Raw genomic sequence first — 15,293 nt, forward strand, 5'->3', positions numbered from 1 at the left:
TGTCTTTATGCCGCTATAGATAAAATCTATGAATTAGGTGCCATACCGAGGTAACTCAATTCCATTTAGTTGATTTTCGTCTTGGCCAGTGAACGGTCTGAAAAGATTGATGACCTTCTTGACGGCATTGCTGGATACAAGACCAGCCAGTTTATTAACGATTGCCACTCCGGTGGCAGTGGTTGGGTAGAGTAAACCAGGAACACCGGGTGGCAGCCGTTGCACCGATTTAACATAAGGGCGCATGCGTTGTTCGTAACTGGCAAAAGCATCCTGATATCGCTCATGGCGCGATAATTCACCAGCAAGTAGGTAAGCTCCTACCATCGCTAACGTAACTCCTTTGCCGGTCATGGGTGAAGGGCAATAGGCCGCATCGCCAACCATGCCCAGACGGCCCCTGAACCAGTGGGGGGCTTTAATCTGGCCGATACCATCAAAATAAAATTCCTCTCCTTTTTCAAGGGCCTCCGTCAGGCGGGGCGCTTCCCAATCGGCACCCGATAGTTTTTGTACTACCAATTGTTTCCGATCAGACGGGTCCAACTTCTTAAAGTCTGCATGCGAGTAAAGAAAAAAAACGGACGCTCGGGTCGTCCCCTTGCTATCCGGACGAAGCAGTAGTATCCGCGATGCATCAGCCGTATACCAGCGGGCCCAGTTGGTATCAGTTTCCGTTCTGGGAATGGTCAGGTAGGCCACACATACCCCCATGTACTTGAAAACTGATTCATCGTTAAACATCAGTTTTCTGGTTTTAGATCGAATGCCATCGGCGGCAATGACTAAATCATAGGCTTCCCGTTGTCCATCTGAAAACGTGACCGTTACCTGCTCGTCGTCCTGTTCTAACTGACTAATCTGGGTGTTGAACCGGTACGTTACGTTTTGCTTCGTGTGTTCATAGAGTATATTGACAAGATCTCCTCTCAAGATCTCCATCTCGTCCGTTATACTGAGTGGGTGGTCTCTGGGGAAAGCAGCCGCGACTCGATTGTGCTTGTCAACCCACTGAATGCCCGCTTCGTGTGAACTGACCGCCCGGATTTCGGGCTCAATTCCCATCCAGCGGGCAATCTGCCTGGCAGGTCCGCTGGCATCAATACTTTGCCCGCCTAACCGGAGCGATGGCGCCTTTTCAACGATGGTCACGGTAAATCCGTGTTGGTGTAGCCAATACGCTAACGTTGGTCCCGCAATACTGGCCCCTGAAATGAGAATTCTGAATTTTTGCTTTGTCATAACTGCCTGACAAATTATCAATCGTTTTTGAGGTATCCAGTCCAGATACGTTGGCGCTATAAGTATCTGAATCCTTCACCTTAACGTCTGAGGCCTTAATTGATAAGAAAACCCAGGTTGTGTGATAGCGTTAGATTGAATTTGTCGCTCATCTCACGACTTCAATTAAGCCTGTCGCAAAGGCCGCCCCGTCAGTTGAAACGTACCCAGCTTGTCAAGTTGACTTGTCATAGGTTTTACCAGTCAAGCGGAACCTGCACCGGCTATTAAAGCCTGTCCTGTCGCGGAGTTCAACCTGTTCACTAAAATCCGGAGATGCAAGCCACTTTTGGATACACCCAACGCCTTAAGGGGTCGCCTTCGATGGGCTGAAAATACTCCTTCGGGGCGTGCCGCCTGCCGCCAGACAGCCGCCCACGCGGAGCGACGGACTTTACAAACTCAAGCTACTACCCGGGCTGTTTGTCGAAAGAGCATGCCTGACCAAACCACAAGTACGAGTGAAAGTATAACCTGCCCCCACCCAATTGCTTTTTCAACGCCGTTCATAACAGCCATCGTGTGAATGACGAGAAGGGCCAGATTGGATAATAACACTAACAAAAGCATCACCTTACCACCTGATGAAGAGCCAGCATCGCGGACGTACCAGCACCCTACGGCATAAGCGATTAAGGTAGTACCCCAACCTTGCGCTACCAGTTTAGCCCCGTCATTCATCCAGGCGGGGTTTGTCAGATATTGCCCTGCCATAAACTCAGGGGCAAACGTAAGTCCCAGCCCGAAGAGCGAAACGATGACAGCGACGAATGTGAATAGATTTTTGGCATTCATGGTATGGATAGTTTAGGAGTTACGAATTACTACTGCTTTTGGTCAGCCAGCCTAATGGAACGGTCGGCCGTTGCCGGCGTTTGGCTTGTCGCAACAAAGCCCCACTTGTCAAGCCCGGCCAGGCGGCTATCGCCAGACAGCCCACCGGAACACACAGTACGCTTCAATCTTTTGACTGCGTAACCAGATACCCGACCTCTTTGCCAGGTACTACGGCCCCTTCAAATAATTTGTAATACTCGGCTCCTTGTTTGGAACCGTACATTTTCTTGGTCAGCGAGGGAATCTCATAATCTGCTTCCTTTATGTACGGGTCCATAATGAACAGATAGGTATATGAGCCATCCGCGTTGGCTTTAGTCGGATGCATGACGCGCGTCTGCCTGAAGATGCGTTGTTCAGTGGCTGAGAGTTTAGCGGTTCCGGGCCAGAAAATATCATGCACAAAATGTTCGTATTGTTTCCGTTTGTCTGCCTTCACAGGGTAGGCCCAAACATGAACCTCTTCACCGGCTTTTGCCATCATACGGGCAGCAGCTTTAGTTTGAGCGAAAGCGGAGTCAACAGTTAGAAGCAAAAAAAGCGCAAGAGTAAGGATAATCTTCATAATCTTAAAAGTTAGGTATGGATGGACTGATTATTTACTTTCTTAACACTTATCCGACGGGCCGATTTGCCTGTCAGCCGAAAGCCGGAAATGGAAGCTCAATGCTTGCCCAGGCGGAGCGTTAGATTTGTCGCCTGTAAACTGGAATTTGAAGCACTACATGGACGAGCCACCCAACGACCGCGTGTGTTGATGGTGGGTAAGTTAGTCAAAAAAAACACGTACCTGCACCTTTACACACCTGTTTGATTTGGGCGGACCGCTTTCCTTGGGGACGTGCTGCCTGTCAACGGGAAGCAGTACTAGTGGTATGTAACCTTAGTTGACATACTTATCTTAGCGGAATAATACTATATCTTATTTTCTATCATGGCTCGTCCCACTCGTTCGTTTTCGCTGCCCGCTGAACAAATTCAGCAACTCCAGCAGATGCTTTCCAAAGGAAAACACTCGGTCCGCAGCCTCAAACGGGCTCAGGTCTTGCTCGCCCTCCACCAAGGCAAGACACCCGCGACTGTGGCCCAACTCGTTGGCGTCAGCCCCGCTATGGCCTACAACATTCGCAATCGCTATCTGGCCGAAGGGTTAACGGTAGCCCTGAGTGAAAAACCACGGCCTGGTCAGCCCAGTAAGTTTGACAAAGCCGCTCAGGCTCATTTGACGGCTCTGGCCTGTAGTGAAGCGCCCGACGGTCGGAGCCGCTGGACCTTACGGTTGTTGGCTGATCGGTTGGTCGAACTACGGCTGGTCGAGTCGATCTCCCACCAGGCCGTTGGCGAGCAGCTTAAAAAAACGTGCTTAAACCCTGGCTCAAGCAGCAGTGGTGCATCCCCAAGGTAGACGGGCAGTATGTGGCTAAAATGGAAGCCGTGCTGGACTTTTATGCGCAACCCACAGATCTACAGAATCCGCGTCTGTGCTTTGATGAACGGCCCGCTCCGGCGGCCCGGTTGCCAGTTGCTGGCCGACGTGTTAGCCCCTTTGCCTGTTCAACCGGGTAAAGTAGCCAAAGAAGACAATGAATATGTTAGACAGGGAACGGCAGTGGTCTTGTTAGCCTACGATTTAGACACTGGCCAACGCTATGTGCAGGTACGCCAACGACGCACCAAACGGGATTACGCCGAATTTATGCACCAACTGCGGACTAATCATTATGCTGATGTTGCTCAACTGCACGTGTTACAGGATAACTTAAATACGCATCAAGCGGGTAGCTTTTATGAACGCTTTGCTGTAGAGACAGCTCATGAGTTAGCCAATCGATTCGTCTGGCATTATACCCCCAAGCATGCTTCGTGACGGTCGGCCGCTGCCGTTAAATATGGCCGAAATCGAGTTTGCTGCCCTCTCTAAACAATGTCTTGACCGGCGCATAGGGAATCTGGTAACGTTGGAGAAAGAGGTATTGGCTTGGGTAGAAGAGCGCAATCGACAAGGAGTCAAAATCAATTGGTTGTTTAACACATCGCAAGCTCGCACAAAGCTCAAACGGCATTACGTCAAGATCAACTCAGAGAATAGTACAATTAACGATTCTACCGATTAAGGTTACAGACCACCTAGCCACTCTGGGATGAGAATTCTGAAGTTTTCAGAAGTTCCCTGCCTAAATAGATCACAACTTTTCCGTCGAATTCAAAGTTATTAAACCGTACCAGATTTGGTACGGTTTTGTACTTTAAACCTCATGAACTACGAATTTCTGAAATCGCTGCTCACCCAGGCAGAAGCCTTTGAACGCGACACACCCGCCGAAAGCGGACAGACACTGGCCGGTTTCTCGGCGTGGCTTCACCAGCGCCAGGCTCCTGTACCTGCGTCAGGGTCGCTGGAAGTGCCGAGCCACCCGTTGCTCGATACGGCTGTTGCGTCTGATGTCGAAATTGGCATGCTGGTTTCGTGCGTTTATCGCTACGCCAAACTGTACAGCAAAAAAGCCCTGGCTGGTACGCCCATCAGCACCATCGACGAATTTACGTACTTGGCTCAGCTACTAAGCGACACGAAGCCGTCCAAAACTGAGCTTATTGAGGAGAATATACAGGAGAAAACCACCGGGACCGAAATTCTGCGTCGGCTCATCAACAACGGGCTAATCGAGCAGTTCGACGATCCTAACGACCGGCGTTCCAAACGGCTGAAACTGACAAGCCCAGGGTTTGAACTAATGCATCAGATCATGCCCCGGATGAATCAGGTAGCCACCCTCGTTGGGGGCAATCTAAGTGTGGCAGAAAAACAGCAACTGGTTGGGTTGCTTCAGAAACTGCACCTGTTCCACAATCCCCTGTTCCTTAATGAACGCGATCTGCCTATTGAAGAGTTAGCAATTCGCATTAAACAATCCGAAATATAATTCAAAACCGTAGAACATTTTTAGGATTAGTGCAGTTTTTAGTTCAAAAATGATCTATTCACTATGCACTTCTTTGTTCTACAAACTACCCTTTTATTCCTTTTAACGGTCTCATCCCTTGCTCAAACACCGGGGCCAGTCGGTGTAATCACCGGCACCGTTCGCGACCGCAACACGCAGGAACTCCTGGTAGGCGTGACGGTGCAAACCGTCAATAAAACCGACTCAACAGCCAGCTCTTCAGGCACCACGACTGATGCCGAGGGCCGCTTTAAATTGACCCTGCCCGTTGGCAGCTACAACCTGCGAGCTACCTACGTTGGCTTCGTACCACAGGAAAAATTCAACCTTATCGTCTCGTCGGGCAATGCGAACGAGAGCAGTTTTGAGCTGGAGGAGGAGAACAAAAAGCTGTCGGAAGTGACCGTAAAGACCAATCGTGCCGTGGCTGCGGTGTCGAGCATCACCACGCCGAACTCCATCCAACGGCTCACGACGGAAGAAATCAAGACGAATCCGGGGGGTAATTTCGATGTATCCCGTGTGATTCAGACACTGCCCGGCGTGGGCGGTTCGGCGGGCGGGCTTCGCAACGACATCATTATCCGGGGCGGTGCCCCCAACGAAAATGTGTTTTATCTGGACGGCATCGAGATTCCGGTAATCAACCATTTTCAGACGCAGGGCGGCACGGGCGGGCCGCAGGGGTTGCTGAATGTATCGTTTATTGAAGACGTAACACTGACTTCATCGGGCTTTGATGCCCGTTACGACAACGCGCTGGCCTCCGTCTTTCAGTTTAAGCAGCGGGAGGGTAACCCGGATCGGATTCAGGGCAATTTCAGGGTGAGCGGCACCGAAGCTGCGCTAACTGCCGACGGACCGATTGCGCCTAAAACCACCTTTCTGGCCTCGGCTCGACGATCCTATCTGCAATACTTTTTCCGGCTGATTGACCTCCCGATCCGGCCCAGTTACTGGGATTTTCAGGCCAAAATCACCCATAAACTGAACAAAAAAACTACGCTTACGGCCATTGGTGTGGGAGCCATCGATGAGTTCAGGTCGGCCGTACCGCGCCAGACCGATCCCGATAAGGAGTTTGAGATTCTGCGCAGCCCCGTTGTCAATCAATGGAATTACACCGTAGGATTAACCCTCAAACGACTGATTAACAACGGCTTTTTGAACGTAGCCATCAGCCGGAATGCGTTTAACAATGCCTTTGATCGCTTTGAGGACGGGCAAACCGACAATGAATCGCTGCGCGTGTTGAAAGTGCGCTCCCGCGAAACCGAAAACAAATTTCGGCTCGACGTAAACCAGTCGGTCAATGGCTGGCGCTATTCGTTCGGCGGAATGGCGCAATATGTGCAATTCACCAATGATTTCGCGGCCCGGCTCCGTAATGAAGTCCGCAATCCCGACGGCTCCATCGCGTCGCCCGCCGTGTCAGTACGGTCGATGACAGACATTGACTTTGCGAAATTTGGGTTATTTGGGCAGGTAAGCCGCAATTTTCTGAACAACCGCCTGGGCATTTCGGCGGGTTTGCGGACGGATATGAACACCTTCACCAACACTGGCCTCAACCCGTTGCGAACCCTATCGCCCCGCGTGTCAGTTAGTTACGCCCTAACCGATCAGTGGAACATTAACGCATCGGTTGGCCGGTACTTCAAAATCCCGATCTATACGGTGCTGGGTTTTCGCAACGAAGCCGGAACGCTCGCAAACCGCAGCGCCGGGTATATCGCGTCGAATCATTACGTGGGCGGGATCGAATTTCTACCCAAACCCACCACGCGCTTCACCCTCGAAGGATTTTACAAGCAGTATAGCCGCTACCCGGTTTCGGTACGTAATGGCATTTCATTAGCCAACCTTGGTAATACGTTTGATGCAATCGGCAACGAAGCCGTAACGAGTACGGGCAAAGGGCAGGCTTACGGTATAGAAGTGTTTTTCCAGCAAAAATTGGTCAAAAACCTCTTTGTCGTGGCCTCCTACACTTATGTCCGAAGCCTGTTTTCCGGTCGGGATGGCGTGTTGCGGCCCTCGGCCTGGGACAACCGACACCTGTTTTCGGGATTACTGGGCCGCAAATTTAAGCGTGGTATCGAGATTGGGTTGAAGTATCGGTTTGCGGGTGGGGCACCCTACACACCGTTTGATTTGGCCGCATCGCAGCGCAATTTCCTGACGCTGGGCGAAGGCGTACTGGATTTCAGCCGGGTAAACACGCAGCGACTGAAGGCATTGAATCAGTTCGATTTCCGGATTGACAAGAAATGGAACGCCCGGCGGTTCACCTTCGATCTTTTCCTGGACGTGCAGAATGCGTTCGTATTGCCCACGCCCAACTACCCCTCTTTTGTGCTGCGTCGCGCCGAAGGCGGGACTGGCTTCATCACGACCGATGGCCGTCCCCTGCAAGCCAACGGCAGCAACGGCATTCCAACGATACTGGAAAGCGACACCCCATTTGTTACGCCGACAATTGGCTTTATCGTAGAATTTTAAACTAAAAAACAAAACCAATGCACTTTCTCAAACCGCTCACGGCCATTTTCCTGCTGCCGTTAATGCTCACAGTAATCACGGCACCAGAATCGCCTGCCCAGGGAACACTGGACATTAAAATTACCAACATCAAAAAGAACAGCGGTAAAGTTGTTGTCGAAATTTATAATAGCAAAGCAGGCTGGTTGAAAACTCCCTTTAAGAAGTTGGAATTATCGGCAAATCAGGATAGTCAAACGGCTTCATTTCAGGTACCCTATGGCAAGTATGCTATTACGCTGTATCAGGATATAAACACCAACGGCGAAACAGACATGAATTTTATAGGTATTCCCAAAGAACCGGTTGGCTTCGGCAATAACTACAAGCCCTTTGGCGAGCCCAAATTCGAGTCTGCCCTGATTGAATTTAGTGCAAACTCGAAACCACAGGAAATAAAGCTGTACAAACCATTTTAATCAAAGCGCGTAGCTGACCGCGAACGGATGTTTAGTCCGAGCCTTGCTACTCAGTTACCTGCCATCCAGGGCAAAGGATATGCGCACGCTGTCAGCTACGCACTTCACTGAAATCTGCATTAACCAGGTAGAAAAATGAATACATGGGCTATTGACCAGCTACCACCCCAGCCGGGAAAAGTAGCTATCGTTACGGGTGGCAACAGTGGATTAGGGTACGAAACCGCTCTCGGATTGGCTAAAAAGGACGTTGAAGTCATTCTGGCCTGTAGAAATCTGCTCAAGGCAGAGGAAGCCAAATCCAAACTGGTGAATGAATATGCGAAGGCGAAAATAAAATGCATGAAGCTTGATGTGAGCCGCCTTCGTGAAGTCAGAGAATTTGCAGCTCAGTTTCAACGGCAATACCAGAAACTCGACCTGCTTATCAATAACGCGGGCATCATGATGTCTCCGTATAAAGTCACAGAAGATGGCTTTGAAAATCAGTGGGCTACCAACTATCTTGGTCATTTTGCCCTCACCGGCCTGTTGCTGGCCACCCTGACCAGCACCCCCGGTTCCCGAATTGTCACCTTAAGCAGTCTGTCCTATAAATGGGCTGAGATCGGGTTTGACGATTTGCAGGCCCAAAAAGGCTACAGCCGACGCAAAGCCTACGGACAAAGCAAGCGGGCGTGTCTGATGTTTGCCTATGAACTGCAACGCCGGTTAGCGGTCGGCGGGTACAATACCCTATCGGTGGCTACTCATCCGGGGCTTTCCAAGACCAATCTGGATCAGTATTTCCCGGCTTTGATCAGGCCGTTGGGCAGTCTGTTTTTGCAACCCGCTAAAAAGGGAGCACTTCCCGTACTGTATGCTGCTTTGGAGAAAGACCTAAAAGGCGGTGAGTTCATTGGCCCCGATGGGTTTCAGGAAATGAGAGGGTATCCAACCAGGGTTGATTCTGATGATTACTCTAAAGACAAAGACGTTGCTGACCGTTTGTGGAAAGCCAGCGAAGAGATGACCAATGTTTCTTATCTCAACGCTGACGTTTCAAAAAGGTAGTAAGCTCTTTAAATCACAAAAAACAGCGCGCTATGTGGTTGGCTGCGATTCGGGAAAGTCCGGCGTTCGGAAAGCAGCAGGACTTGATTTTGATCCCGAAATTCTCAAGGGAATTCATTTTTTACTGATGGATCTACTCTGACATGGAACCGCACAACCGACAACAACCGGATGTGGATGTTTTTCTATGACAACGGGTATTACGGTATTGCGCCTTGTTGGGGCGGTCATCATCACCTCTGGAGTTTTGAGATGGTAGAGCAACCGCAAACGCGTGACCCTTCCGTTGCCGAAATGGCAGAAAGGCTAAAAGACCTGACGGGTGACCCTTCCATTAAGCTGGACAACGTCATCTGGCGTAGTCATGTCACCGAACCTCGTACCGGAATAGCTCCGCAGTTCCAAGCGGGTCATTTTTTTCTGGCAGGCGATGCAGCACACATCGCGTTGCCGGTAGGCGGGCAAGGCATGAACTCAGGCATACAGGACGCGCTGGCTCTCGGTTGGCGATTAGCCGCCGTACTTACCGGGCAGGCCGCAGAATCGCTGCTGAACACCTACGCTACTGAACGCCTGCCAGTACGGCAGGAGCTTAAAAAAGACCAGTTAAGTGGCATGTATAACCTGGTAGACCCAAGCCTGTTACAAAAGATAGGCATGAACGTGTTAGGCCCATTACTAGCAAAAACCACTGGAGCGGTAGAGTTTCAGGGAAACCGGGATTCGGCTATGCTTAACTTATCCTACCCGGAGGGGACGCTGGTAAGCGATGAGCTTGCGCGTTCTGGTATCAAAGCAGGTAGCCGGGCACCCGATGCTACACTGGCATTCACCGGGGGAAAGGTGTCCAACTACACACGTTACTCTACGGTTCAACCCATTGGACGGCCTTGCTTTTCGATGGCAAAGGTAACGATGAGGCCGGACAGCAAGCCTTGCATCTCAAGCAGGCGTTACAAACTTTACCTTACGTGCGCACTTACGCCATCATTGGAGGAAGTTACACCGGGCAGCTATCATCGGAAGACAGTGGTTCACGGGAGCAAGCGACTACGTTGTTGTACGATCTGGACCATTTCGCGCATAAAGTGTTTGATTTATCAACGCCGGCTATTGTGCTGGTTCGTCCCGATGGCTATATCGGGTATCGTGGTCCTCTGGAGGAAGCAGGTGTCCGGCAGTTCTTACAAAGAGTAATGCCGGGTACTTCGCTCTGAAACGGCACCACTATACCGCCAAAAGACACCGCCTTGTCTGATTGGATTTTCCAGCGGTCATACCCGCTAAAACAGGAGTTGGGCGGTGTCAAAGTAGAACGGGCGAACGTGACTGATTTTGCCGTGGCGGAGGGTGTAGACCTGCGCCATCGGCATGGTAATAGACTGGCTCTGCCGGGTAAGCCCATGCGCCACCGACGTGACGACCACCTGCTCCCCGCCCACAAAATAGCGAATGTCTTCTGACCGAAACGCTTGCCAGCAGGCGAAAAACCGGGTGAAAAATTCCTGCATACCGGACGTACCCACGTAGCGACCACCGTAAGGCAGCGAATCGGCCTGCACCAGTTCCGTATCGTCGGTGAGTTGGGCCAGTGCGCCCGGCAGATCAGACTGAGCCAGTCGTTCGTAAAACTGCCGGACGGGTTGTGTGATGTCGGTGGTCATGCGTCGGGGGCGGTTAGTTGCTGCATCAGACCCGACCAGTCCACCACGTCCCAGTGTTCGGTCAGTTTGTCCTGTTCTATTCGCCACCAGTCCGTTCCCATCCAGCTCACCAGCCGGTTAGTAGCCGGTACACCAAACAACTCGCCCCGGTGCGTACCTGTCCAGGTGAAGCGTCCCACGACCGTATCGCCTTCATAAACCAGGGCATCTGGTACGGCGCGGGCATCGGGAAAGACGCATGCAAACCACCGCGCCCCGGTCTGAATACCGGCCAGCCCCTGCCCCACCATTGGGTTATGTTGAATGTAATCATCGGCGATTACTTCTCCGAAGCGGTCGATCTGTCCGGTGTTCATCAGGTCGATGAACCGAATAACGAGTTCCTTGTGCATGATAATAGTGAAATTGTCTGTTGCAAAGGTCATGCACCGGGCCGAATCAGGGCTTACGCAAACGGGCCGATCACTTGCGAATTTGGGCCATCTGCGCCCGAAACGTTTCGGGGGTGAGGCCGGTCAGTCGTCGGAAAAAGTGGGTGAAGTGGGCGGGTTCGCTAAAGCCCAACCCGTAGGCAATTTCCTTGATGGGTTCATGGGCATAAAACAACCGGCGTTTGGCTTCCAGCAACAGCCGTTCGTGAATCACCGCCAGGGCTGGTTGCTGACGTACCTGCCGACACAGTCGGTTGAGTTGCCGGGCTGTCAGGTGAAGCCGTTCGGCGTAGTGCTGCACGGTATGCGGCTGGCAATAGTCGGCTTCAATGACGGCCACCAGTCGGGCAAACATAGTACTGGCTCCACCCGCCCGACTATCCGGTTGGTAGACAGCGGCCTGGCGTTCGACATAAGTGAGCAATAGTTCGATCAGCAGCCGGGCAATCGGTACGGTACGGGCCTGGTTGGCAGTCAGTTCGTCGGCAAGTTGAGCCAGCGCGATACCCACGAACTCGGCCGTGGCTGGGGGAAGCTGATAGGCCGGGGGCTGGGTGAACGAGCCGAACAACGCGCTCAGGGGAGCGGGCAACAGATCGAGCAGGGATGGATCGAAGCAAATTACATAGCCCCGATTGTGGCTGTGGGCCGGGGCTTCGATGTAATGGACCTGCCAGGGCGCGACCAGAAACGCCGAAGCCGCCCCAATGGGATAGGCCGCGAAATCAATGTAGTGCGTGCCCTCGCCCTGGACAAAAAAGAAAATCTCGGCGACCGTATGCCGATGAGGCTGGCTGATAAACGCCCGTTCGTCGGTGTGGTAATCGATGGGGTAAAGCTGAACGGGCAGGACTTCGCTGGTCATTGGCAATCCATTTTTACGCCTAAAAATACACCCCACGTTCGGTTTTACCCGGTCAGATTCTCCTTTGCTTACGCCTTGACAAAATCTGCCACTGCCCGTCTATAGGTCAGAAAAGGCTCCCCGGCCCGGCCCACCCGTAGCACCATCTGAATTTTCTGGGGTGTAACCACCTGATTCAGTAGCTCATAGCGTTGGCGCAATGTGTTCATCTCGTCGTATTCCTGCAACACCTGACTCATGGGATGTATATAGAAACCGGCCTGAATCCCTGCCAACTGAAGCCGCGCAAAGTCGATCCCCGTTTGTAGCCAGTCGATGGGGGTATTGGTAGGAGTTGTCAGCAACAAAAGGCCTTTAGCGGTACGGCTGGTTTGGTCATAATCGGCCAGAAACGACCCCGTTGCCGACGAGCCGTGCCAGTTTTTGGGCTTTTTACCCCGTAGCAGCCATTCGGCCACCCATTTCCTGATGCCGTTGGTGCCGTTAGCGGGCAGACACAGCCCGTCGCGGTGTTGGGCCATTTGCTCGTCGCTTTCCCGAAACCAGATGCGGCTCTCCTCGTGGCGGGCGTAGGTGAGTGTTTCTACCCGCATCGCTTCGATGAGCAGATCGAGGTGTTGAGTCAACTCGGTGGGGTTGTGGACGAGTCGCGCCGTGGCACAAGCGGGCTGGGCGGCTGACAGCCATCGGGCAAATTCGGATGGGAGTAGCAAGGGGCCTTCGTAGGCCAGCCGGTTAGTTCGGCGGGCGGTCAGGTATGCAAAAAGCGGATCGGCCACCAGCATCTGCTTTTGCAGTCGGACATGGGCAACGGGTTTCTGACCGATACCGGTATCCGGGGTGTAGTCACCTTCAGGAAAGTAGCGGATCTGAACCCCGTAGCCATGGGCTGACATCCCGGTTTGTAGCATTGCTAGAAAACAGCCACAGCCGATATGAATCTGCCGGGCCGGTGGGTCGGTAGCGGGTAGCAGCCGGGCGGGGTCCACAAAGAAAAGCATGTCTGTATCAGACAGGAGTTTGAATTGCCAGGCTTGTGTATTGTGGGGGTTGGGCGCATTCAACCCGTAGGCAATGGCTTTCAGAATGGGTCGCTCAAAGTGGTCAGGGCAGCGTCGGGGATGAGCGACCGTTGTGTCGATTACCGTCGGCGGAGCTTGCTCACAGCCACTTATGAGGTATATCGACAGGAGTTGAGCCGTTGTCAGCAGAAATTCGTCGCGTTTCATATGCGTTTGTTTTTAGGCAAAAGTACCCGCCCCGCAGCGTTGATAAACGACAAATGTCTATATCGCTTTTGCCCGTAACTTTGCTTTTATACCAGCTACTTCCCCCAATGGCTACCCTTCCTGAACCTTTCGATTATTTAGCGGATGTGCTACCCGTTGCGCCCGCCGAACTGGCCCTGCTGCGGGAGTTCTTTACGCCCCTGACGGTACCCCGCCACACGATTCTGCTGAAGCAGGGCCAACCGTGCCGCAACCTTTGGTTTGTACAGCGGGGCCTGTTGCGGAGTTATTACACCACCGAACGCGATGAAGTGACCTGCTGGGCCGCGCTGCCCGATCAGTTTATGACCAGCCTGGCCGCTTTTCTGAATCAGACACCCAGCCCGGAGAATATTCAGGCTTTGGAACCCAGCCAGTTGATGGTGCTTACTCACCGCCACTGGCAACAGTTGAATGAGCAGCCAACGTTTCGGGAGCGGTGGAGCCGGAGCGTAGAATCCCGTTACGCCGACCTGGAGCTACGGATGGGTAGTTTGCGAGCTATGCAGGCCCCCGAACGGTATGCGTTTATGGCGGAGCAGTATCCTGAGTTGCTACGCCGACTTCCACTCAAGTATGTAGCTTCTATTCTGGGTATCGAACCCCGCCATCTGAGCCGTATTCGGGCCGGTCGGTAGCAGGAAGGCGGGGTTACGAACCCAGTCTGTATTACCTGTAGTCAGTTGCCGAAATAGACACTTGTCATTTTCGGGGTCGGGTATGTCGCTGAATTTTGTCCCATCAAAAATCAACGATCACATGAACCGATATCTTGTTACCTTATTTATCACCACCCTATTGATTACCGGTGCAGTTGCCCAGCCCGTTGCTTCGTCGGCCCCCGACCCTTATGCCTATCGCTGGACGGTCGGGGCGGGGTTAGCCCAGCCCCTGATTGGCGGGGGGGTCAATGTGATGGGCACTTATTTTACCCGGCGGTTTACTTTTGAGTATTCGCACGGAATGTTTCTTCGCTACCAAAATAGTTTTTCTACCGATAAACAGATTGCGTCAATCTATGCCCTGTATTCGACGGGGCTGGGCGTGGGCTACCGGCTCACGCGGTATCTGGACATTCGGGCCGAAGCTAAAAATCACCGGTTCACTGCGCAGCTCAACACCACACAATCGGTGACGTATACCAATTCAGATGTCGGGGCGGGTGCCTATTATCGAATTTACCCGTTTAACAGACGCAACGGCTGGGCCAGTGGCCTGGTCATTGAGCCGTCTGTCCGGTATTGGCAATACGTCTATTCGACCCTACCGGGGGGGCGGATCAGCTACCTGACCAACAACGGAAACCCCGCTGTTCATCGGCCTTATAATTTTGGCTTGTTCGGAAACATCTCGATTGGCTATACGTTTAGAACGTTAATTAGGTGATTTCCGCAGCACAATAATTAGCAGCAAAAAGCCGCGTCCCTATTCAACGGACGCGGCTTTTCATTTGACTGATTTTTTCAGTACACTTACGGCCAGAAAGGAAGTGGTTTTTTCCTATGTGATGAGAGCTACCCCCACCAACGCCACGCTGCCCCACCTTCTCGACCGCTTTCGAGCCGCACCGACGGGAAGCAAAGACGGGAAACTCAACAACTTAATCCGACTCACCTACCAGTCGACGGCCATCGAAGGCTCCTGCCTGACCCTGGCTCAAACCCGAAACCTGATTCAAAACGGCAAACTGATTCCAGGTAAACCATTGATCGACCAATTGCGAATGGTCGACACCACATCGCCGTGAAGTACGGCGGGAAACTCCGGTGCCAGGCCGGGCAATGCGCCGGAACGAATTTTATAATCAACCGGGTTCACACTGGTTGCTTTCACGCGCACCTGCAGTTCATGCGGGGCCGGAACAGGTCGGGGCAGTTCGACCTGCTCAAACACACTTGTATCGCCAAAGCGATGGATAACGATTGCTCTCATGTCGATCAAAGTTGGTAATCAATGAGTGCAAACCTACGGGTAGGCGCATGGGCCAGC

The 15,293-nt window shown here is 52.4% G+C and carries 18 protein-coding genes; 10 read left to right on the forward strand and 8 right to left on the reverse strand.

What is annotated here, in order from left to right; all coding sequences use genetic code 11:
• Positions 1-33: 33 nt before the first annotated feature.
• The 3 genes from ACYVHB_RS25285 to ACYVHB_RS25295 form a co-directional block, all read right to left on the reverse strand.
• Entirely contained in the window at positions 34-1,242 is a 1,209-nt protein-coding gene (locus ACYVHB_RS25285; RefSeq protein WP_461054600.1) for an FAD-dependent monooxygenase, read from the reverse strand.
• A gap of 441 nt (positions 1,243-1,683) precedes the next feature.
• A complete protein-coding gene (locus tag ACYVHB_RS25290) occupies positions 1,684-2,076 on the reverse strand; it encodes a hypothetical protein (RefSeq protein ID WP_461054601.1) in 393 nt (130 codons plus the stop codon).
• 163 nt (positions 2,077-2,239) lie between these two features.
• On the reverse strand, positions 2,240-2,683 hold the full coding sequence (locus ACYVHB_RS25295) for a hypothetical protein (protein ID WP_461054602.1): 444 nt from the start codon (positions 2,681-2,683) through the stop codon (positions 2,240-2,242).
• A 369-nt stretch (positions 2,684-3,052) separates the two neighbouring features.
• Between ACYVHB_RS25295 and ACYVHB_RS25300 the strand changes: the two genes are divergently transcribed.
• From ACYVHB_RS25300 to ACYVHB_RS25330, 7 genes are all read left to right on the forward strand, one after another.
• Positions 3,053-3,523 carry a helix-turn-helix domain-containing protein gene (locus tag ACYVHB_RS25300; protein WP_461054603.1) on the forward strand — a complete coding sequence of 157 codons (471 nt, stop codon included), beginning with the start codon at positions 3,053-3,055 and terminating at the stop codon, positions 3,521-3,523.
• A 42-nt stretch (positions 3,524-3,565) separates the two neighbouring features.
• Positions 3,566-3,985, forward strand: a complete 420-nt coding sequence (locus ACYVHB_RS25305) for a transposase (protein WP_461054604.1) — start codon at positions 3,566-3,568, stop codon at positions 3,983-3,985.
• Between the two features lie 388 nt (positions 3,986-4,373).
• Entirely contained in the window at positions 4,374-5,042 is a 669-nt protein-coding gene (locus ACYVHB_RS25310) for a MarR family winged helix-turn-helix transcriptional regulator (RefSeq protein WP_461054605.1), read from the forward strand.
• A 63-nt stretch (positions 5,043-5,105) separates the two neighbouring features.
• The gene (locus ACYVHB_RS25315) at positions 5,106-7,565 is read left to right on the forward strand and encodes a TonB-dependent receptor (RefSeq protein ID WP_461054606.1); all 2,460 of its coding nucleotides are present in this window, start codon (positions 5,106-5,108) and stop codon (positions 7,563-7,565) included.
• Positions 7,566-7,582: 17 nt separating this feature from the next.
• Positions 7,583-8,023 (forward strand): DUF2141 domain-containing protein, encoded by a 441-nt coding sequence (locus ACYVHB_RS25320; RefSeq protein ID WP_461054607.1) that lies wholly within the window; start codon positions 7,583-7,585, stop codon positions 8,021-8,023.
• 135 nt (positions 8,024-8,158) lie between these two features.
• Positions 8,159-9,076, forward strand: coding sequence for an oxidoreductase (locus ACYVHB_RS25325; protein WP_461054608.1), 918 nt, complete (start codon positions 8,159-8,161; stop codon positions 9,074-9,076).
• Between the two features lie 171 nt (positions 9,077-9,247).
• Positions 9,248-10,273: an FAD-dependent monooxygenase gene (locus tag ACYVHB_RS25330; RefSeq protein WP_461054609.1), complete on the forward strand. Its 1,026-nt coding sequence runs from the start codon at positions 9,248-9,250 to the stop codon at positions 10,271-10,273.
• Positions 10,274-10,359: 86 nt separating this feature from the next.
• On the opposite strand, the gene ACYVHB_RS25335 is transcribed toward ACYVHB_RS25330, so the two are convergent.
• The 4 genes from ACYVHB_RS25335 to ACYVHB_RS25350 form a co-directional block, all read right to left on the reverse strand.
• On the reverse strand, positions 10,360-10,740 hold the full coding sequence (locus ACYVHB_RS25335; RefSeq protein WP_461054610.1) for a nuclear transport factor 2 family protein: 381 nt from the start codon (positions 10,738-10,740) through the stop codon (positions 10,360-10,362).
• Positions 10,737-11,165, reverse strand: coding sequence for an ester cyclase (locus tag ACYVHB_RS25340; RefSeq protein ID WP_461054611.1), 429 nt, complete (start codon positions 11,163-11,165; stop codon positions 10,737-10,739). Before ACYVHB_RS25340 ends, ACYVHB_RS25335 begins: the two co-directional genes overlap by 4 nt.
• A gap of 37 nt (positions 11,166-11,202) precedes the next feature.
• Complete coding sequence (locus ACYVHB_RS25345) at positions 11,203-12,036, reverse strand: AraC family transcriptional regulator (protein ID WP_461054612.1); 834 nt, start codon at positions 12,034-12,036, stop codon at positions 11,203-11,205.
• Between the two features lie 68 nt (positions 12,037-12,104).
• On the reverse strand, positions 12,105-13,265 hold the full coding sequence (locus ACYVHB_RS25350; protein WP_461054613.1) for an Acg family FMN-binding oxidoreductase: 1,161 nt from the start codon (positions 13,263-13,265) through the stop codon (positions 12,105-12,107).
• Between the two features lie 107 nt (positions 13,266-13,372).
• Between ACYVHB_RS25350 and ACYVHB_RS25355 the strand changes: the two genes are divergently transcribed.
• The 3 genes from ACYVHB_RS25355 (at position 13,373) to ACYVHB_RS25365 (ending at position 15,051) form a co-directional block, all read left to right on the forward strand.
• On the forward strand, positions 13,373-13,942 hold the full coding sequence (locus ACYVHB_RS25355) for a Crp/Fnr family transcriptional regulator (protein WP_461054614.1): 570 nt from the start codon (positions 13,373-13,375) through the stop codon (positions 13,940-13,942).
• Positions 13,943-14,063: 121 nt separating this feature from the next.
• Complete coding sequence (locus ACYVHB_RS25360; protein WP_461054615.1) at positions 14,064-14,690, forward strand: hypothetical protein; 627 nt, start codon at positions 14,064-14,066, stop codon at positions 14,688-14,690.
• A gap of 121 nt (positions 14,691-14,811) precedes the next feature.
• On the forward strand, positions 14,812-15,051 hold the full coding sequence (locus ACYVHB_RS25365; RefSeq protein WP_461054616.1) for a hypothetical protein: 240 nt from the start codon (positions 14,812-14,814) through the stop codon (positions 15,049-15,051).
• Here ACYVHB_RS25365 and ACYVHB_RS25370 read toward each other — a convergent pair.
• Positions 14,979-15,236, reverse strand: coding sequence for an alcohol dehydrogenase catalytic domain-containing protein (locus ACYVHB_RS25370; RefSeq protein ID WP_461054617.1), 258 nt, complete (start codon positions 15,234-15,236; stop codon positions 14,979-14,981). The two genes, ACYVHB_RS25365 and ACYVHB_RS25370, sit on opposite strands and share 73 nt — an antisense overlap.
• Positions 15,237-15,293 lie beyond the last annotated feature (57 nt).

The sequence above is a fragment of the Spirosoma arcticum genome (assembly GCF_054779955.1).